This is a genomic window from Vreelandella zhuhanensis (assembly GCF_009793355.1).
Taxonomy (GTDB): domain Bacteria; phylum Pseudomonadota; class Gammaproteobacteria; order Pseudomonadales; family Halomonadaceae; genus Vreelandella; species Vreelandella zhuhanensis.
Map to the genome: position 1 here is coordinate 94,825 of NZ_WTKP01000005.1, position 18,219 is coordinate 113,043.

Consider the following 18,219-nt stretch of genomic DNA (forward strand, 5'->3'; position numbering starts at 1 on the left):
AAGAATCCGAGGGCTTACTATAAAGCGCCCATGTACAAGTGACCAGTATTCGATCATCGTCTTCTCAAGGCGTGAATTGGCGCCAACTGCTGGTTTTTCGACGACTCCCGACGGCCTCGACACTCACATAACCACTTTGCGAATAGGCATAGGTCAGCGCTGCCGCTAACGCATCGGCAGCATCTTCCTGAGGCGTGGCGCTCAAGCGCAATACGGCGGTGACCATATGCTGCACCTGCACCTTGGCGGCACCTCCCTGACCGGTAACCGCCTGCTTGATCTGGCGAGGTGCATATTCCGCCATCGGCAAGCCATGGTTGGCAATGCACACTATGGCTGCTCCCCGCGCCTGTCCGAGTTTGAGCGCTGAATCGGCGTTTTTTGACATAAAAACGCGCTCTACCGCCACGACATCGGGACGATGCAAGGCAATCAACTCACTGATTCCCGCGTAAATCTGCGCCAAGCGTTGTTCAAGCACCTCATCACGGGTGCGTACACAGCCGCTGGCCACGTAATGCGGCTTGACCTGAACCAGGTCAATGACGCCGTAGCCGGTAATTCTAGAACCCGGGTCAATTCCCAGAATCCGCATGTGGTTCCCCGGTTTTTTCTTTCTCAATCAAAAACACCGACGCCCTAGGGCGTCGGTGTTACGTCATTCATCATTCATCCAACCCGTACCTAACAGGTTATCATTCGCTGACGGCTTCAGCCTTGGCTTTCTGGCGCAAACGAATGCTGAGCTCCTTGAGCTGGTCGCCACTGACCTCGCCCGGCGCATCCGTCATCAGGCACGCCGCACTCTGGGTCTTGGGGAAAGCGATGACTTCACGAATGGTACGTGCGCCGGCCATCAGCATCACCAAGCGATCCAGACCGAAGGCCAAACCACCATGCGGGGGCGCACCATACTGCAATGCATCCAGCAGGAAGCCGAATTTCTCTTGGGCTTCTTCTTCGCCGATGCCTAGAATCTCGAAAACCGTGTTTTGCATGGTCTGGTCGTGGATACGGATCGAACCACCACCCAACTCCGTACCATTGAGTACCATGTCGTAGGCGCGAGACAGAGCACTGGCAGGGTCGGTCTTCAGGGCTTCCGGGCTACAGGAAGGCGCGGTAAAGGGGTGATGCAAGGGGCTCAGGCGACCCGTGTTATCGGCTTCGAACATGGGGAAATCAACCACCCACAGCGGCGCCCATTCCTGGGTGTAAAGCTCAAGGTCGGCACCCAGCTTGACCCGTAGCGCACCGATTGCTTCATTGACGATGCGTGCCTTGTCGGCACCGAAGAAGATGATGTCGCCGTCTTCAGCATCGACGCGGTCGAGCAGTTCTTCGACCACATTTTCCATGAACTTGACGATGGGTGACTGCAAGCCGTCCAGGCCCTTGGCACGTTCATTGACCTTGATCCAGGCCAGGCCCTTGGCGCCATAGATACCCACGAACTTGGTATATTCGTCGATTTCCTTGCGTGAAAGCTTGGCGCCGCCAGTGACTTTCAATGCCGCCACACGGCCGTCTTCCGCCTTTGCCGGGCCGGAAAAGACCTTGAAATCCACCTGTTGCATCAGGTCGTCGACATCGGTCAACTCGAGCGGAATGCGCAGGTCCGGCTTGTCGGAGCCGAAACGGTTCATCGCTTCCGCCCATGTCATGCGCGGAAATTCCGGCAGCTCGACACTGAGAACATCCTGGAACAGCTGACGAATCATGGCTTCGGTGATGCCCATGATATCGTTTTCTTCCACAAACGATGCTTCGATGTCGATCTGGGTGAATTCCGGCTGACGGTCGGCACGCAGATCTTCGTCACGAAAACACTTGGCAATCTGGTAGTAGCGATCAAACCCCGCCACCATCAGCAGTTGCTTGAACAGCTGAGGAGATTGCGGCAAAGCAAAGAAGCTGCCTGCATGGGTACGGCTCGGCACCAGATAATCACGTGCCCCTTCGGGAGTGGCACGGGTCAATACCGGTGTTTCAATATCCAGAAAACCCTGGTTTTCCAGAAACGCCCGCACATTGTGAGAAATGCGTGAACGCAGGCGCAGTTTTTCGATCATCTCCGGGCGGCGCAGATCGATATAGCGATACTTCAAGCGGACTTCTTCGCCCACCTTGCCATGTTCATCAAGCTGGAACGGCGGGGTGGCGGCGGTATTGAGTACTTCCACTTCCTTGGCCAGCACCTCGATCAACCCGGTGGCCATGGTGTCATTCTGGGTGCCTTCCGGACGCAGGCGTACGTGCCCGGTAATGCGCAGCACGTATTCATTACGTGCGCGGTCGGCATTAGCGAAAGCCTCGGCGGTGTCCGGGTCGACCACGAACTGGGCGATACCATCACGGTCGCGCATATCGAGGAAAATCACCCCACCGTGGTCACGGCGGCGATGTACCCATCCGCATACGGTGACCGTCTGGTCCACCAGAGTCTCGTTCAGCTGGCCGCAATAATGGCTGCGCATGTCAAATCCTGTTCTGTTGCGTGGCTATAAGTGAGTAACGGGCCTTACGGCCCTGGCATTCGCGGTCAGGCCGCGCTGCCCTTGTGTTTGGGGTTACCGCTGGTATCGCTTTTCTGTGTGGCGCTTGTCTTGGCATCACTTGTTACATCACTGCTTTGGGTAGCCGGCGCCTTTTTATCGCCCTCTCCACCTGCGACAAGATTTTTCTTGCTGCCGGTCTTGAAATCGGTTTCATACCAGCCACCGCCAGCCAGGCGAAACCCTGCCGCCGATACCAAGCGTACAAGCTCTTCACGCGCGCAGGCAGGACATTCGGTCAAAGGGTCCGCGCTGATCTTCTGTAGTTTTTCCAACCGCTGACCACAGGCCTTGCACTCATATTCATAGATGGGCATGTTGATCACTCCTGAAAAGCTCACCCCATACAGGACAATGGTGGGCATAAGCCCAATCCAAATGCCTTAGGTGGCGGGCCGGGACCAAAACTCCAAGCCTGCCGTCAAAGCCGGACATTATACCCTTTTGTGACCCCTGCCGAGCAAGGCCCGTCAGCTTGTCGGCACGAAATGGAGATATCTGATGCCTAATGCCGTTTTGCTGGATGCTCAAAGCCTGGGACCGGGAATCGACCTGTCGGTTATAGAGCGTTGTGTCGATCATCTGGACGTGCACGAACAAAGCACCTCCGAGCAGGCCAAGGAGCGGCTAAAAAGTGTAGACATCGCGCTCGTCAACAAGGTAGTTCTCGATGCGAAAACCTTGGCGATGCTGCCACGCCTCAAGCTGATTTGCGTATTAGCCACAGGCCTTAACAACATTGATCTCAATGCCGCCCGACAACAAGGCATTCAGGTCATGAACGTCGCTGCTTATGGCACCGCCAGCGTGTCCCAACATACCTTGATGCTGATATTGACGCTGGCCAATCGCTTGCCGCGCTACCAGCAAGACCTCGTCCAGGGCAAATGGCAAACAAGTCCGTTCTTCTGTCTTCAGGACCACCCCACCCTGCAGCTGGCGGGTAAACAGCTGGTCATTGTCGGCCAAGGTGAGCTGGGATCTGAGGTGGCGCGCCTTGCCGAAGCTTTTGGCATGAAAGTCACTTTTGCGGCTCGGCCCGGCAATGAAACCGGCGACTCACGTTCATCGTTGGATGATTTGCTGCCCGAGGCGGATGTCATCAGCCTGCACTGTCCACTGAATGAGGATACACGCCACCTGATCAATGCCGAGCGATTGGCCAAGGCCAAACCCGAACTACTGCTGATCAACTGTGCCCGAGGCGGCGTCATTGATGAATTGGCTGCACTGGATGCCTTGCGCGCAGGCAAGCTGGGTGGGCTCGGGGTCGATGTGCTCCCAACCGAACCCCCCAAAGAGGGCCATCCGCTGCTGGATGCCTTGCATGAATCGCTTAATCTGGTGGTGACCCCGCATAACGCCTGGATCACCCCAGAAGCCCGTCAGAATATTGTCAATCTGACCGCTGACAATATTCACGCCTGGCAAACGCAAACAACTTAACGGGTCGAAAAATGATCCGGCACATGAGTGGCTTCAAGAACCTCGAATTCCACATGAGTCACATGGGCTTTTTCCGGCCCTTGCCATAGCCATTCACTCAGTTCACGCACTGCCCCGGGTTGGCCACACATCAGTACTTCAACTCGACCATCGGGCAGGTTCTTGGCGTAACCCGTAATGCCACGTTGCAGTGCTTGTTCCTGTGTCGCATTGCGAAACCAGACGCCCTGCACCTTGCCCGTCACCCAAGCACGGGTACAGCACTGTTCTGTTCTTGACGAATTGGCACTTGACTGACTCATGAATGACTTCCTTTTCTGGTCCTTGTGAAGATCAAGTAGTGGTAAAGCGTTTAAAGAAATTCCCGCCTCACCGCCACGGCAGTATTGCGTGGGATCAATTTACGCCCGCGTCGCAACAGCAATGAACGGGTGAATGCAGCTCCGAAAAGCAGAATAAGCGACGAGTAATAAACCCACAGCAAAATCATGACCACAGAACCTGCCGCCCCATAAGTAGAAGCGGTAGCAGTATAGGCAAGATAAACTGCAATCAGGTTTCTGCCGATAGTGAAGAGCACTGCGGTCACTAACGCCCCTATAAAGACATCCTGCCAGCTCAGCACGACATCCGGCAACACCTTGAAAATAGCAGCGAAAAGCAACGTCACCATGGCCAATGAAATAAGCGACTCCAACGCCGTTGTCAGCAGGCCCGCATAGGGCAAAAGGTTGTCGGCGACGTTTAACATGCCGCGTAACATCACCCCTACCACAAGCGATACCAGCAAGATAAAACCGATAGACAAAACCACCGTCAATGACAACAACCGAGTCTTGAGAAAGATGAACAAACTATTAGAAGTGGGTTTGGCGGTCACTCCCCAGATGGTATTCAATGAAAACTGCATCTGAGCAAATACTGTGGTCGCCCCTACCAACAAGGCGAGAACCCCTAGTAAAGTGGGCAATAGTCCTGATTCCTCGATTCTGGATTGTGCCACGGCCTGTTCGATAGCCATGGCAGCATCAGTCCCTAATGTTCCCTGTAACTGGGAGACAATTTGTCCTTGAGCGGCGTCTTCGCCCAAGACAACACCAATTACCGTGACGGCAATAATTATTGTGGGGGCCAACGAGAATAAGGTGTAGAAGGCCAAAGAACCGGCGTAACTGAATGCATTACGCTCGAGCCACAAAGAGACAGCATCTTGAAAGACTTGACTCCAGAATTTGACGGTATCCTTGATCATTTTTGCTTCACTCCCTAAAGACATTCTGCTGGTAGCAATTATTTTCGATACACTACTTATCCGTTGCGAGTTCGTCCATTTACTATTCGTCCACTCAGTATTCATAGGGAAGCCAGGATGCCTCTAGAGTCACTCACATTGCCCGCGGCCCCTGAATTCGATTGCCTGGTATTCATTGGACGCTTTCAGCCTCCTCATCTGGGACACTTGGCAGTGATACGCGAAGCATTGAAACAGGCTCGCCAGGTAATCGTACTGGTGGGCTCTGCCTGGCAGGCTCGCTCATTGCGCAATCCATGGCGATTCGAGGAGCGGCAGGCAATGTTGCGCACCGGCTTTGATGAAGCTGAAAACGAACGTCTTGAAATCGCCCCTCTGCTGGACGCCCTTTACAATGATGACGTGTGGGTAAGGGATGTTCAGCGTAAGGTGCGCGATATCGCCTCCCCGACCCATGCACGCTTGCCTCGCATAGGACTCATCGGGGCCAGCCGTGGACAGTCCAGTTACTATTTATCGCTGTTTCCGCAGTGGGAATCGGTTAGTGTGCCGCTGGTTGACGGTATTTCGGCGAGCCAGATCCGCGAGCGACTGTTCCGCTCACCGGATGCATCAAACGACTACTTGAGCACCGGTGCTTCGCATGATTTACCGCCGGGCGTTGTCGATCGCGTGGCACAGTTCTGTCAAGGCGAGGTATACCATCAGTTACTCGAAGAACAGCAGTTGCTCGACCAGTATAGGAAAGCTTGGGCACAAGCACCCTACCCACCTATTTTCGTTACCGTGAACGCCGTTGTAGTGCAATCCGGTCATGTGTTGCTGGTGCGCCGCACAGCTGCACCCGGCAAAGGCTTGTTTGCTCTTCCCGGAGGATTTATCAACCCTCATGAGCGCCTGTTGGATGCATGCCTGAGAGAGTTACGGGAGCGTTTACGCTTGAAAGTGCCTGAGCCAGTGCTGAAAGGCTCCTTGCGTGGCCAGCGTCTTTTTGATGAACCGCATCGTAGTTGGCGGGGCCGGACCCTGGCAGAAGCCTTTTACTTCGCACTTCGTCCTGAACAACAACTTCCCCGACTAAAACCCGTCAAGGGAGGCGACCATGCTCGCTGGGTGGCTTTGGCAGATCTTGAGCCAGACAGTCTGTTCGAAGATCACTTTTTCATTATTCAAAACTTTCTTGGCCTGCCGGCCGATCTTGGCAGCCCATAACTGGTTATCAGGAACTGGCTATCAAGCTTCGAGAAAATCACGTGGTAAACGCATCATTTGCCGCCATAATTTTTCCACGCCGGGTTTATGCACCAAAGAACAGCGATATAGACGGATTTCCAGGGGAATATCCCATTTTTCATCACCGGCACGGACAAGTCGCCCGCTGTTCAATTCTTCTCGAATACAGAAATCGGGGATCCAAGCTACGCCAATCCCTTGAAGTACCATGCCTTTCAATCCTTCAGCCATGGCAGTTTCATACACAGTACGTAACTTCATGCGCAATGGGTCATTTTTCAACAACATACGTACACTGCGCCCCAGGAAAGCGCCTTGCGTATAAGACAGGTACGGCAAAGACTCGTCTTGATTAAAGGCAAAAAGAGGTTTGCCTTCGGAATCCGGCAAGGTGACCGGCAACATATTCACTTTACCGATTGAAAATGAGGGGAAAACCTCTGCATCTAGCTGCATGGTGGCAAAAGGGTCGTAATATGCCAGCATGAGATCGCAATTGCCCTCACGTAATACATGGATGGCCTCACCCACATTCATGGCAGCAAGGCGTGTCGGTAACTCCCCTAGCCCTTTTTGTAAACGTGAAATCCAGGGGGGATAGAAGCTCAATGCCAATGAATGTGCCGCCACGATATCCAGGGCTTCGTTGGCGATGGATAGCCCACGCAAATGGCCCAGTGATTCATTGAGCTGCTCCACCAGATTGCGAGCTGTTACCAGAAACAATTGGCCTTCGGAGGTTAAATCTACCGGCGTAGTGGAACGATCTACCAAGGTTACGCCTACCGCCTGTTCTAGGGCTCGAATACGCCGACTGAAAGCCGGCTGGGTAACATGACGTTGACGAGCGGATGCCGAAAAGCTTCGGGTACTGGCTAATGTGACGAAATCTTCCAGCCATTTTGTTTCAAGATTCAACGTAGACTCCTGCCACCTATATGTTTAATAAGTATTACCGTCAATGCTGCGCTTCAATGCCGGCTAGAAAAATGTTTTCATAAAACTGGAGCCAATAGATAAGCAGCTCGTGAAATCAAGTGTTTCCACAAGGGTCTTGCATTCATCTCTTCGATTTTTACCTCACGGCATTGAGCAAAATCTTCTTCCAGCATTAAATGTACCTGGCTTGCAAATTTTGAATCGGGAATAAAAGCCGTAATTTCAAAATTAAGTCTGAATGAACGATTATCCAGATTAATTGTGCCTATTGTGGCAATTTCATTATCAATTAACATAACTTTTTGATGCATAAATCCTGGAAGATAACGGTATACTTTTACACCTGCACGTAACATATCCGGGAGAAAGGCGAAGGCAGACAGAAATATCAGTAGATGATCTGGGCGTTCCGGCATCATTACTCGAACATCGACACCTCGCATGGCGGCAAGACGTAACGCATCCTGCACGCCTTGGTCAGGAACAAAATAGGGACTTGTCACCCAGAAGCTAGTTCGCGCGCTATGAATAGCATGCTGTACCAGCAGACTGGCGGTTTCCTGCGGGTCCGCCGGCCCTGAGGGGACGATCACCACGTCCTGGTTCTCTGCACAGGTCGATTTAGGCTGCCAAGCCAGGCTGATGACCTCACCTCTCGCCCAATGCCAATCCTCCCAGAAGGCTTCTTGCAAGCCGAGCACACTGGGCCCTTCCAGCTTAAGGTGAGTGTCACGCCAGGCTCCATGGCGGTGATGTTGTCCCAGGTATTCGACGCCCACATTGAAACCTCCCAGCCACCCCTGCCGGCCATCCATGACGGCAATCTTGCGGTGGTTGCGAAAATTCAGCTGAAAACGGTGCTTGAAGCCCCGCGATGACCGGAATGAACTAACTTCCACTCCGGCGGCTGACAGGTCACGCAGATAGCTTTCGTTGAGTTTATGACTACCGACCTCGTCGTAGAGAAAATAAACTCTCACGCCACGCTCGGCAGCTTTCTGTAAATGGCGCTTGAGCTTGAGCCCCAAAGCATCATCACGCACGATAAAAAACTGCAACAAGACATAATCCTGAGCATTATCGATACCACTGAACAGGCTGGCGAAGGTTGCATCTCCATCAATCAACAACTCCGCCCGGTTGCCGCGTGTCAGAGGCATCATTGCCAATTGCTCAACGACGCTTATGGCAGGACTATGTGTAGAAGATCCCAAGTAGGGAGTCGAATGCTTGCGGTAGCGTGTCAGGACACGGCGCAGGATGGTATCGCGCTCACCGCGTGCCGATACATAGCCATAAAAACGCGGTCGTCCAAAAAACCAATATGCCGGTACTGCCACGTAAGGAATGGTCAGCAAGGAAATAATCCAGGCAATAGCACCTTGAGACGTGCGGCTCGACATCAAGGCCAGCAAGGCGGAAAAAATGCCCAGCAGGTAGACCAGCATGATGCCCATCCCCAATAACCAGGATGTCATGGCAACTCCACGTAAACGTTCAAAATATAAGGCGTCATGCCTCGAACAATCGAGGCTCGATTATATCAGCTTTAGTTACACAAAGGCCCCGCTCTTGGCGGGGCCTTTGTCATTCATTCTGGTTATTAGGGCGGGTTAATAAACAGAGTTTATTGCCTCAGGCGGTCTGTGCAATGATTTCCTTCCATTTGGCCGGGCCGGTCTGGTGCACGGAGGTGCCTTGGCTATCTACCGCCACGGTCACCGGCATGTCTTCGACCTCGAACTCATAAATTGCCTCCATGCCCAAGTCTTCAAATCCGACTACTCGAGATTTCTTGATCGCTTGGGCGACCAGGTACGCGGAGCCGCCTACCGCCATCAGATAGACGGCTTCATTGTCGCGAATGGCATCAATTGCCGTCTGGCCGCGCTCCGCCTTGCCGACCATGCCCAGCAAGCCGGTTTCTTCCAGCATGGTACGGGTGAACTTGTCCATGCGAGTGGCCGTAGTGGGGCCTGCGGGGCCGACCACTTCATCTCTCACGGGGTCCACCGGACCCACGTAATAGATGAAACGCCCTTTCATGTCGACCGGCAAGGGTTCGCCCTTGGCGATCATGTCGACCATGCGCTTGTGCGCCGCATCGCGCCCGGTGAGCAGCTTACCGTTAAGCAGGAGGGTATCGCCGGGCTGCCAGGTCTTGACCTCTTCCGGTGTCACGCTGTCCAGATTGACGCGCTTGACGTTCTCTCCTGCTTCTCGGGTAATTTCCGGCCAGTCTTCCAGTTTGGGCACCGGCAATGAAGCGGCACCGGAACCGTCCAGAGTGAAATGGGCGTGTCGAGTGGCCGCGCAATTGGGAATGATCGCTACCGGCTTGTTGGCCGCATGGGTCGGGTAGTCCCTGACCTTGATATCCAGCACTGTGGTCAAGCCCCCCAGGCCCTGCGCGCCAATACCACTCTTGTTAACCTTGTCGAACAGCTCGAGACGTAGCTCTTCGGTACGATTGCTCGCCCCCCGGGCTTGAAGGTCTTGAATGTCGATCGGGTCGAGTAGCGCTTCCTTGGCGATCTGCATGGCTTTTTCGGCAGTGCCGCCAATGCCGATACCCAGCATACCCGGTGGACACCAGCCGGCGCCCATCTTGGGCAACTGTTCCATGACCCAATCAACCACGCTATCTGAAGGATTGAGCATCGCGAACTTGGACTTGGCCTCACTGCCACCGCCCTTGGCGGCCACATGAACCTCGACGGTGTCGCCCGGTACAATCTTGTGATGAATGATGGCCGGCGTATTGTCCTTGGTATTCTCGCGCTTGCCGTCCGGGTCGGCGAGAACGGAGGCACGCAGGACGTTATCCGGTAACTTGTAGGCGCGGCGCACGCCCTCGTTGATCATGTCGTCCAGGCTCATTTGCGTTTCCCAACGCACATTCATGCCCACATGCACGAAGACGGTGACGATGCCGGTGTCCTGGCAAATCGGCCGGTGCCCCATCGCGCACATCCGCGAGTTGATCAGGATCTGCGCGATGGCATCTTTAGCCGCCGGGTTTTCTTCCCGCTCATAGGCAGCCGCCATGGCATCAATGAAGTCTTTGGGATGGTAATAGGAAATATACTGCAAGGCGTCGGCGACACTTTGAATCAAGTCGTCCTGGTGGATCACGGTCATGAACAAGAAGCTCCCGGGTTATCGTCCTGTGCTCCAATATCAACTAGCACAAGCGTTATAATCGTGGTGATGAGTATAACGTATCACCCGATTGGACGGCAGCTTCGTCCCTGTTCATGAAGATTACCTTTAGTCGAAGTTAATGATTAATATAACGGTATAAATATTCAGGACAAGCTGCTCTTTTTGTCGTCCATCAGCCCAACGCCAGCTGGCGCTCCTTGAGTTGATTCAGCTGATCACGTAGACGTGCCGCTTCCTCGAACTCCAGGTTATGCGCCGCTTCGAACATCTCATCTTCGAGTTTGCTGATCGCAGTTTTAAGCTCAGGCGCATGCATCGAGGCAATATCGTAAGCCCCTGCTTTTTCCGCCACTTTGCGCTCACCTTTACGCCGACTCCCCTTCTTGCCCGGTGTTTGCGCCGATTCCAGGATGTCGGCCACCGAACGCGTCACCGTGGTGGGCGTAATGCCATGTTCCAGGTTATGTTCGATCTGCTTGGCACGCCGGCGCTCGGTTTCGTCCATCGCTCGGCGCATGGAATCGGTGATCCGATCACCGTACAGAATTGCTTTTCCTTGAGAATTCCGCGCTGCCCGACCGATGGTCTGGATCAAAGAGCGTTCCGAGCGCAGAAACCCTTCCTTGTCGGCATCCAGAATCGCCACCAGTGAAACTTCGGGGATATCCAGGCCTTCCCGCAACAAGTTGATGCCTACCAGCACATCGAACTTGCCCAGACGCAAGTCTCGAATGATTTCGACCCGCTCCACGGTATCGATGTCCGAATGCAGATAGCGTACCCGTATACCATGCTCGTCCAGGTATTCGGTCAGGTCTTCCGACATACGCTTGGTCAGGGTGGTCACCAGTACGCGCTCGCCTACCGCCGTGCGCAACCCTATCTGGGACAAGAGGTCATCCACTTGGGTGCTGGCCGGCCGTACTTCGATTTCCGGGTCGAGCAAACCGGTGGGACGCACTACCTGCTCAACCACTTGGCCTGCGTGTTCCGCTTCATATTTACCCGGCGTCGCCGAGACGAATATTGCCTGAGGACAGATCGACTCCCATTCCTCGAACTTCATCGGGCGGTTATCCAGTGCCGAAGGTAAGCGAAAGCCATACTCGACTAGGGTTTCCTTGCGCGAACGATCGCCCTTGTACATCCCGCCTACCTGGGGAACGCTGACATGCGATTCATCGATGAATAGCAGCGCATCATCCGGCAGATAGTCGAAAAAGGTGGGTGGCGGATCGCCCGGCGTGCGCCCGGAAAGATAGCGTGAGTAGTTTTCAATGCCGTTGCAATAGCCCAATTCCAGCATCATTTCGATATCGTACAGAGTGCGTTGCTCAAGCCGCTGAGCTTCCACCAGACGGTCATGGTTGCGCAGCCAGTCGAGCCGTTCCACCAACTCGGCCTTGATCGACTCGATAGCCTCGAGAATGGTTTCGCGCGGCGTAACGTAGTGAGATTTCGGATAGACGGTCATGCGTGGCACATGGCCCCGTACTTCGCCGGTCAGGGGATCGAATAACCGGATCGAGTCGATTTCATTATCGAAAAGCTCTACCCGCACAGCTTCTTCCTCGGCATCAGCGGGGAAGATATCAATTACATCGCCACGCACCCGGTAGGTGCCTCGGCGAAAATCCATGTCATTGCGGGTGTACTGCAATTCCGCCAAGCGGCGCAGGAAGGCGCGCTGATCAATCAACTCACCCCGGCTGAAATGCAAGCGCATCTTCAGGTACTGATCGGGGTCACCCAGCCCATAGATTGCCGAGACCGACACCACGATCAACGCATCCCGCCGCTCCAACAGTGCCTTGGTGGCGGAAAGGCGCATCTGCTCGATGTGATCATTGATCGAAGCGTCCTTTTCGATAAAAGTATCCGAGGAAGGCACATAGGCTTCAGGCTGATAGTAGTCGTAGTAAGAGACGAAATACTCTACGGCGTTATCCGGGAAAAACGACTTGAACTCACCGTACAGTTGAGCGGCAAGCGTCTTGTTAGGCGCCATGACAATGGTCGGACGCTGCAAGCGTTCGACGACATTGGCCATGGTAAAGGTTTTGCCCGAGCCGGTTACCCCCAGCAACGTCTGGTGGGCAAGCCCCGCCTCCAACCCGCTGACCAGGCTGCTGATAGCATTGGGCTGATCACCCGCAGGCTGGAATTTCGATTGCAGACGAAACGCTTTGCTCATTCCGGCTCCTTTATGAAAAGTGTGTTTGGTATTAAAATAACGGTATAAAACTCTAGACTGCTCGAGTGGTTATTTCTACGGCAGCTTGTGTCATCAGGCGTTGAATGGGACAGCGATGGCTGATGTCTTCCAGCTTGGCGCGCTGATCCGGGTCTTCAATGCCATGCAAGAAAAGCTCCACATCCAGCTTATAAAGCCCCTTGGTTTCCTGGCTGTCATCACGTTTGACCTTGACGCTAATGCCTTCAAGCGGCCATCGTTTGCGCTTGGCATACATTTGCACGGTGATTGCCTTACAGGTCCCCAGGGCAATATCGAAGTAATCATGCGGATCGGGGGCGCTTCCCTCACCACCGAATGCTTGAGGCACATCCGCATAGAGGTCTTCCAGGCCCTCAAGTTCCACACGTTGGCGAAAAACATGGTTACGTTCGCTGATGATTTCAATCGGCATGCGCATTAGGTTACCTCTATTCCTAGTTTGAGAGATTTGATCGCCTCAATCAGTGCCTGAGGATTCACCCGGCCTTCTACTTCTGCACCATGACGGCCAACTTCGACGCTCTCCACCCCATCGAGCATCATCAATACCGTGGTAATACGGTTGACCTGCTCGGTTGTTTCTACGCCGTTAAAACTCAACGAGTAATGCGTCATCACGCCTCCTGTGCAAGACTGGCAAAAGCACCGCCGAGTCTAGCACGGGTCCAATGCCTTGCAATTAGCCGCTCACGCCCTCATTTGAGAGATAACAGCCTATTTCGCCGCCTTTTGATTGCCTTTCAGGTGCTGATGAATGGCCAATGATCACTCGGAGTTTTTGTACATGTCTGATCCCCTCGCACCGCCTGACTTTGTCTCCCTTTCCCATCTGGGCATTCTGGAGCTCAAAGGAAAGGGCGCCGAAACGCTGCTCCAAGGGCAGACAAGTGCCCAAGTGGCTCATGCCAACGGTAACTTCGCTCCCCTGACCTGCTTTTGCACCGCCAAGGGCCGTGTACTGGCAAATGCGCAGCTATGGAAAGTGGCAGAAGATCATTATCGCCTGATGCTTTCCCATGATTTGCTGGATTCTTTACTCGCCCATTTAAAGAAATTCGCCGCTTTCTACAAAGTGGAGTTACGCATTGCGCAAGAAATTTCTCTTATCGGCGTGATCGGTGAACATGCCGGACATCAAATGGCTCAAGCACTCGAAGTGTCGCTACCTGACATTTCCTGGCATCAGGCGCAGTCCGCTTCACAGGATGCTCAATTGCTACGCCACCCTGGTCCCCAACCGCGCTGGCTGGCCTGTATCCCTCAAACGGGTATCGCCACTTTGGACGCCATCCCCCAAGCGAGTGTTTCCCAAGATGAAAGTCCTTGGAAGCTACTGGATATCCAGGCCGGTATTGCCTGGGTCACCTCAGCACAGCAGGATCAGTTCCTGCCACAAATGCTCAATTGGGAAGCTCTTGGGGGCATCAGTTTCAAGAAAGGCTGCTACATGGGCCAGGAAGTAGTCGCTCGAGCGCACTTTCGTGGTCAGGTCAAAAAACGCTTGGCCCGGGCCAAAGTGACCACGAACACCTCTATCGAGCCGGGTACGCCTGTATACGATGAAGCAGGTAAATCACGTGGCGAGGCTGTGGTCACGGCAGCGGATGCTCAAGGTAATATCGAGTTCCTGGCCGTACTGGCCACCAATGCGATAGAAGAGCTTTCTCTGAACGTTGAAGGCTATCCAGTTAGCTTGCTTGCCTTGCCCTACCCGATCGAACGCCTCGACCCGGAAACGCTGGTGGCTCACGAATAACTACTCTTCACCCTGACAAGTACTTTTAAAAACCACCAAATGAACGTAACTTTTACATCGTCGCTCATTTGAACTATTCTTTCCTCATGGATGAGGAGGGTTCGGTCATGTCTCTACAACAAATGAGCACAGATAAACGCAAGGGAATGGCGGCGGCGGCCATGCGCACCTACCCCGGCATTTCCAAGGCTTGGGGGCTCAAGGAGCACGAGGCAGCCATTCTGTTAGGTGTCCCTGACTCCACTTACCGCCGTTGGAAAAACGACCCTCAAAGCGCACGGCTCGATGTCAATCATCTTGAACGCGTGTCGCTGATTCTGGGTATTTACAAAGCACTGCACATCTTGCTGCCCAATCAACAAGCTGCCGACACCTGGCTACAGCGTCCCAACCACAATCCCCTCTTTGCGGACCACTCACCTATCGAACGTTTGCTCAATGGCCAGGTATCCGATCTTTACATCGTGCGCCAGCACCTGGATGCAGCGCGCGGTGGGGGCCATGCATGAGCTTTGCGCTGAGAGCGGTCAAGTGGCATCCCAGCTACCGCATCATTGCCTCACGCTTCCCTCCCATCGACTTGTTCGAGTCGGTCAACGACTCGCCTGACGACTGGGTATTGCTCAACGAGCTGGAAGGCGAGACCTCAGCGCGACTGCGCGAAGAAGCTGGAGCCATCCACCTAGTACGCGAAAAAGACCGTCGCTACGGCCAGGGTTGGACACCGGTGATGGCGGCATTTTGTCATTTCCCCATGACTGGCTCGCGGTTCACGGATGGTACTTTCGGGGCTTATTACTGTGCCTCGACGGAAACCACGGCCATTGCGGAAACCCGTTATCACGCCGAGCATTTCATGCGGGAATCTTGCGAGCCTCCCATGATGCTGCAGCAGCGTGTCTATCTTTCCAACCTGTCAGGCAATTTGCTCGACCTGCATGAAGCAGTAGACGCTCAATCGCTGTTGGCTCCCGACGACTGGTCAGCTGCACAGGCATTCGGCCGCCAGGCACGGGAAGACCGGCATGACGGGATTCTCTACCCGAGTGTGCGAGACACAGGCGGGACCTGTACTGCCGTGCTACGACCCCCGATTCTTTCCGCCACCTGGCAGGGCCGGCATCTGGGCTACGAGTGGGATGGAGAATGCATACGCAATGTTTTCGAGCTGACAATTCTTGGCTGACCGAGCAAAAGCAAGAGCGCTCAAACAGCGAGTCCCTGAAGGCGAAACAGTTTTTTCGTGGTCGTCGTGGCAGTACTGGCCACTTCCTCTACCGTCTGGCCTCTGAGCTCGGCGACGGCCCGACACACCTTGGCCACCCGTGCCGGCTCGTTACGCTTACCTTGATAGCCGCAAAGCGGCATATCGGGGCTATCGGTTTCCAGCACATAGGCGTCGTCGGGAAGCGATTTCACTGCTCGATGCAGGCGTTTGGCGCGTTCATAGGTGGTAGCACCCCCTAACCCCAGCACAAATCCCAGGTCCACAAACTTGGCTGCCTGCTCGGGCGACCCGGCAAAGGCATGAATCAGCCCTCCGGCGGGGAGTTTCAGCTCGCGCAGGCGTTTTCCCACTTGGTCATTGGCATGCACGCAGTGAATCACAATCGGCAGGTCACGGTCCTTGGCGATGCGTAACTGGGCATTGAAATACTCCCATTGCGCGTCCCAGCTCTCCTTGAAACGCGCATCGATTCCGCACTCACCTATCGCGACAACCTCAGGCGCCAGACCTTCGAGATGCTCATCCAAAGCATGTTCCAGCGCCTTGATATCCTCATTCCGGTGTTCCTCCATGAAATAAGGATGTAATCCGAGACTTATGCTGACATCGTCTCGCTTGCCCAATGCCAGCACTTTCTCCCAGCGCGCCTTGGTGGTGCCAGGCACCATGAAATGCACTACTCCCACCGCTTTCGCCCTTTTGAACATCGCCTCACGGTCGCTATCGAAATCGGGAAAATCCAGGTGGCAGTGGGCATCGATCATTTCCGCGCTCCTCTGTTTTCTCTGGCGTTGCTCTCTGGCTTACGCTTGCTTAATGCTCCCGCGTCGGCTGGAAGCGTATTTCCGGCCAGCGTTCCTGGGTCATCTGCAGATTGACCCTTGTAGGGGCAATGTAGGTCAGGTAGCCGCCACCGTCGATGGCCAGGTTGGTGCTCGCCTTGCGCTTGAATTCCTCAAGCTTCTTGGCATCCTCGCTATACACCCAACGAGCAGTATTGACGTTGATGCCTTCATACAAACAATCGACCTTGTATTCTTCTTTCAGCCGATGGGCCACCACATCGAACTGCAGCGTACCGACCGCGCCCAGTATCAGGTCGTTATTATCTATCGGCATGAAGACCTGCGTCGCCCCTTCTTCGGAAAGCTGTTGCAGGCCCTTGTGCAGCGCTTTCATCTTGAGCGGATCTTTCAACCGCACACGCTTGAACAATTCAGGGGCAAAGTGCGGAATACCGGTAAAGCGCATGTCTTCGCCGACGGTAAAGGTATCGCCGATCTGGATCGTGCCATGGTTATGCAGGCCGATAATATCGCCGGGCCAGGCTTCTTCCACATGGGCACGATCGGACGCCATGAACGTCAGAGCATCGGCGATCTTGACGTCCTTCTTGATTCGCACATGGCGCATCTTCATGTTCTTGTCGTACTTGCCCGAGCAGACCCGTAGGAAGGCAATGCGGTCGCGGTGATTGGGATCCATGTTGGCCTGAATCTTGAACACAAACCCGGTGAAGCGCTCATCATCGGGCTCGACGACACGCACATCGGTCTTATGGGGCTGAGGTGCCGGTGCATACTCGACAAAGCCATCGAGCATTTCACGCACCCCGAAGTTACCCATGGCGGTACCGAAATACACTGGGCTCAGGTCGCCACGCAGGTAGGCATCGTGATCGAAGCGATGAGCGGCGCCACGCACCAGTTCCACTTCTATGCGCAGCTCTTCCGCCTGGTCTTCGCCGAGCACGGCATCCACCTCAGGGTTGTCCAACCCTTCGATACGCCGGTCCTCGGGAATTCGGCTGCCCTGCCCTTGGGTATAGAGATGAATCACATCATTATAAAGGTGATAGACACCTTTGAAGGCACGCCCCATGCCGATCGGCCAAGTCATCGGTGCACACTGAATATTGAGCACTTCTTCGACTTCGTCCATCACCTCTATGGGGTCGCGCGTCTCGCGGTCCATCTTGTTGATGAAGGTAAGGATCGGCGTGGTGCGCAAGCGACACACTTCCATCAGTTTGATGGTACGTGCCTCGACACCCTTGGCGCAGTCTATCACCATCAGCGCTGAGTCCACCGCGGTCAGAGTGCGGTAGGTATCTTCCGAGAAGTCTTCGTGCCCCGGCGTATCCAGCAGGTTGACCATGCGCCCCCCATAGGGGAACTGCATCACCGAGGTTGTCACCGAGATGCCGCGTTCCTGCTCCATTTTCATCCAGTCGGAAGTGGCGTGACGGTCGTTGCGCTTGCTCTTCACCGAACCGGCCAGTTGGATGGCATTGCCGAACAACAGCATCTTTTCAGTGATAGTGGTCTTGCCCGCATCCGGGTGCGAAATGATGGCAAAGGTGCGCCGAAGCGCGGTCTGGCGGGCCAAATTGGTGTCTGTCATCTTGCC

General features: G+C 54.5%; 18 protein-coding genes. 5 read left to right on the forward strand and 13 right to left on the reverse strand.

Going from position 1 to position 18,219, the window contains the following annotated elements:
* Positions 1 to 64: 64 nt before the first annotated feature.
* The 3 genes from ruvC to GPM19_RS08350 all read right to left on the reverse strand — a co-directional run bounded on the left by ruvC (position 65) and on the right by GPM19_RS08350 (position 2,872).
* On the reverse strand, positions 65 to 595 hold the full coding sequence (ruvC, locus tag GPM19_RS08340; RefSeq protein WP_114486679.1) for a crossover junction endodeoxyribonuclease RuvC: 531 nt from the start codon (positions 593 to 595) through the stop codon (positions 65 to 67).
* Positions 596 to 695: 100 nt separating this feature from the next.
* Positions 696 to 2,477, reverse strand: a complete 1,782-nt coding sequence (aspS, locus tag GPM19_RS08345; RefSeq protein ID WP_160418585.1) for an aspartate--tRNA ligase — start codon at positions 2,475 to 2,477, stop codon at positions 696 to 698.
* A 65-nt stretch (positions 2,478 to 2,542) separates the two neighbouring features.
* Entirely contained in the window at positions 2,543 to 2,872 is a 330-nt protein-coding gene (locus GPM19_RS08350) for an FmdB family zinc ribbon protein (protein ID WP_160418586.1), read from the reverse strand.
* Between the two features lie 184 nt (positions 2,873 to 3,056).
* Between GPM19_RS08350 and GPM19_RS08355 the strand changes: the two genes are divergently transcribed.
* A complete protein-coding gene (locus GPM19_RS08355; RefSeq protein ID WP_160418587.1) occupies positions 3,057 to 4,001 on the forward strand; it encodes a D-2-hydroxyacid dehydrogenase in 945 nt (314 codons plus the stop codon).
* Here GPM19_RS08355 and yccX read toward each other — a convergent pair.
* Both yccX and GPM19_RS08365 read right to left on the reverse strand, forming a co-directional pair.
* Positions 3,998 to 4,303, reverse strand: coding sequence for an acylphosphatase (yccX, locus tag GPM19_RS08360; RefSeq protein WP_160418588.1), 306 nt, complete (start codon positions 4,301 to 4,303; stop codon positions 3,998 to 4,000). The genes GPM19_RS08355 and yccX overlap by 4 nt on opposite strands.
* Before the next feature lie 50 nt (positions 4,304 to 4,353).
* Positions 4,354 to 5,253 carry a YihY/virulence factor BrkB family protein gene (locus GPM19_RS08365; protein WP_160418589.1) on the reverse strand — a complete coding sequence of 300 codons (900 nt, stop codon included), beginning with the start codon at positions 5,251 to 5,253 and terminating at the stop codon, positions 4,354 to 4,356.
* A gap of 117 nt (positions 5,254 to 5,370) precedes the next feature.
* Between GPM19_RS08365 and GPM19_RS08370 the strand changes: the two genes are divergently transcribed.
* The gene (locus GPM19_RS08370) at positions 5,371 to 6,465 is read left to right on the forward strand and encodes a bifunctional nicotinamide-nucleotide adenylyltransferase/Nudix hydroxylase (protein ID WP_160418590.1); all 1,095 of its coding nucleotides are present in this window, start codon (positions 5,371 to 5,373) and stop codon (positions 6,463 to 6,465) included.
* Positions 6,466 to 6,486: 21 nt separating this feature from the next.
* Here GPM19_RS08370 and GPM19_RS08375 read toward each other — a convergent pair whose 3' ends face one another.
* The 6 genes from GPM19_RS08375 to GPM19_RS08400 all read right to left on the reverse strand — a co-directional run bounded on the left by GPM19_RS08375 (position 6,487) and on the right by GPM19_RS08400 (position 13,441).
* Entirely contained in the window at positions 6,487 to 7,404 is a 918-nt protein-coding gene (locus tag GPM19_RS08375) for a LysR substrate-binding domain-containing protein (RefSeq protein ID WP_160418591.1), read from the reverse strand.
* Between the two features lie 77 nt (positions 7,405 to 7,481).
* The gene (cls, locus tag GPM19_RS08380) at positions 7,482 to 8,903 is read right to left on the reverse strand and encodes a cardiolipin synthase (protein ID WP_160418592.1); all 1,422 of its coding nucleotides are present in this window, start codon (positions 8,901 to 8,903) and stop codon (positions 7,482 to 7,484) included.
* Positions 8,904 to 9,060: 157 nt separating this feature from the next.
* The gene (locus GPM19_RS08385) at positions 9,061 to 10,566 is read right to left on the reverse strand and encodes a fumarate hydratase (protein WP_160418593.1); all 1,506 of its coding nucleotides are present in this window, start codon (positions 10,564 to 10,566) and stop codon (positions 9,061 to 9,063) included.
* Positions 10,567 to 10,762: 196 nt separating this feature from the next.
* Positions 10,763 to 12,784 carry an excinuclease ABC subunit UvrB gene (uvrB, locus tag GPM19_RS08390; protein WP_160418594.1) on the reverse strand — a complete coding sequence of 674 codons (2,022 nt, stop codon included), beginning with the start codon at positions 12,782 to 12,784 and terminating at the stop codon, positions 10,763 to 10,765.
* Between the two features lie 52 nt (positions 12,785 to 12,836).
* On the reverse strand, positions 12,837 to 13,244 hold the full coding sequence (locus GPM19_RS08395) for an OsmC family protein (RefSeq protein ID WP_160418595.1): 408 nt from the start codon (positions 13,242 to 13,244) through the stop codon (positions 12,837 to 12,839).
* The gene (locus GPM19_RS08400) at positions 13,244 to 13,441 is read right to left on the reverse strand and encodes a hypothetical protein (protein WP_160418596.1); all 198 of its coding nucleotides are present in this window, start codon (positions 13,439 to 13,441) and stop codon (positions 13,244 to 13,246) included. Before GPM19_RS08400 ends, GPM19_RS08395 begins: the two co-directional genes overlap by 1 nt.
* A 169-nt stretch (positions 13,442 to 13,610) precedes the next feature.
* Between GPM19_RS08400 and ygfZ the strand changes: the two genes are divergently transcribed.
* The 3 genes from ygfZ (at position 13,611) to GPM19_RS08415 (ending at position 15,768) form a co-directional block, all read left to right on the forward strand.
* Positions 13,611 to 14,582 carry a CAF17-like 4Fe-4S cluster assembly/insertion protein YgfZ gene (gene ygfZ, locus GPM19_RS08405; RefSeq protein ID WP_160418597.1) on the forward strand — a complete coding sequence of 324 codons (972 nt, stop codon included), beginning with the start codon at positions 13,611 to 13,613 and terminating at the stop codon, positions 14,580 to 14,582.
* 107 nt (positions 14,583 to 14,689) lie between these two features.
* A complete protein-coding gene (locus GPM19_RS08410; RefSeq protein ID WP_160418598.1) occupies positions 14,690 to 15,091 on the forward strand; it encodes an MbcA/ParS/Xre antitoxin family protein in 402 nt (133 codons plus the stop codon).
* On the forward strand, positions 15,088 to 15,768 hold the full coding sequence (locus GPM19_RS08415; protein ID WP_160418599.1) for an RES family NAD+ phosphorylase: 681 nt from the start codon (positions 15,088 to 15,090) through the stop codon (positions 15,766 to 15,768). The genes GPM19_RS08410 and GPM19_RS08415 overlap by 4 nt, the downstream gene beginning before the upstream one ends.
* A 20-nt stretch (positions 15,769 to 15,788) precedes the next feature.
* Here the strand turns inward: GPM19_RS08415 and GPM19_RS08420 are convergent, their stop codons facing one another.
* Positions 15,789 to 16,574: a TatD family hydrolase gene (locus GPM19_RS08420; RefSeq protein ID WP_160418600.1), complete on the reverse strand. Its 786-nt coding sequence runs from the start codon at positions 16,572 to 16,574 to the stop codon at positions 15,789 to 15,791.
* Between the two features lie 49 nt (positions 16,575 to 16,623).
* Entirely contained in the window at positions 16,624 to 18,213 is a 1,590-nt protein-coding gene (locus GPM19_RS08425; protein WP_160418601.1) for a peptide chain release factor 3, read from the reverse strand.
* Positions 18,214 to 18,219 lie beyond the last annotated feature (6 nt).

What these genes read in the sequence shown, in the direction of transcription:
- GPM19_RS08415 (WP_160418599.1), top strand. Translation starts at nt 15,088, where the DNA reads ATGAGCTTTGCGCTGAGAGCGGTCAAGTGGCATCCCAGCTACCGCATC.
- GPM19_RS08355 (WP_160418587.1), top strand. Translation starts at nt 3,057, where the DNA reads ATGCCTAATGCCGTTTTGCTGGATGCTCAAAGCCTGGGACCGGGAATC.
- GPM19_RS08370 (WP_160418590.1), top strand. Translation starts at nt 5,371, where the DNA reads ATGCCTCTAGAGTCACTCACATTGCCCGCGGCCCCTGAATTCGATTGC.
- ruvC (WP_114486679.1), bottom strand. Translation starts at nt 595, where the DNA reads ATGCGGATTCTGGGAATTGACCCGGGTTCTAGAATTACCGGCTACGGC.
- uvrB (WP_160418594.1), bottom strand. Translation starts at nt 12,784, where the DNA reads ATGAGCAAAGCGTTTCGTCTGCAATCGAAATTCCAGCCTGCGGGTGAT.
- cls (WP_160418592.1), bottom strand. Translation starts at nt 8,903, where the DNA reads ATGACATCCTGGTTATTGGGGATGGGCATCATGCTGGTCTACCTGCTG.
- GPM19_RS08400 (WP_160418596.1), bottom strand. Translation starts at nt 13,441, where the DNA reads ATGACGCATTACTCGTTGAGTTTTAACGGCGTAGAAACAACCGAGCAG.
- GPM19_RS08410 (WP_160418598.1), top strand. Translation starts at nt 14,690, where the DNA reads ATGTCTCTACAACAAATGAGCACAGATAAACGCAAGGGAATGGCGGCG.
- GPM19_RS08385 (WP_160418593.1), bottom strand. Translation starts at nt 10,566, where the DNA reads ATGACCGTGATCCACCAGGACGACTTGATTCAAAGTGTCGCCGACGCC.
- GPM19_RS08420 (WP_160418600.1), bottom strand. Translation starts at nt 16,574, where the DNA reads ATGATCGATGCCCACTGCCACCTGGATTTTCCCGATTTCGATAGCGAC.
- GPM19_RS08365 (WP_160418589.1), bottom strand. Translation starts at nt 5,253, where the DNA reads ATGATCAAGGATACCGTCAAATTCTGGAGTCAAGTCTTTCAAGATGCT.
- GPM19_RS08425 (WP_160418601.1), bottom strand. Translation starts at nt 18,213, where the DNA reads ATGACAGACACCAATTTGGCCCGCCAGACCGCGCTTCGGCGCACCTTT.
- aspS (WP_160418585.1), bottom strand. Translation starts at nt 2,477, where the DNA reads ATGCGCAGCCATTATTGCGGCCAGCTGAACGAGACTCTGGTGGACCAG.
- ygfZ (WP_160418597.1), top strand. Translation starts at nt 13,611, where the DNA reads ATGTCTGATCCCCTCGCACCGCCTGACTTTGTCTCCCTTTCCCATCTG.
- yccX (WP_160418588.1), bottom strand. Translation starts at nt 4,303, where the DNA reads ATGAGTCAGTCAAGTGCCAATTCGTCAAGAACAGAACAGTGCTGTACC.
- GPM19_RS08395 (WP_160418595.1), bottom strand. Translation starts at nt 13,244, where the DNA reads ATGCGCATGCCGATTGAAATCATCAGCGAACGTAACCATGTTTTTCGC.
- GPM19_RS08350 (WP_160418586.1), bottom strand. Translation starts at nt 2,872, where the DNA reads ATGCCCATCTATGAATATGAGTGCAAGGCCTGTGGTCAGCGGTTGGAA.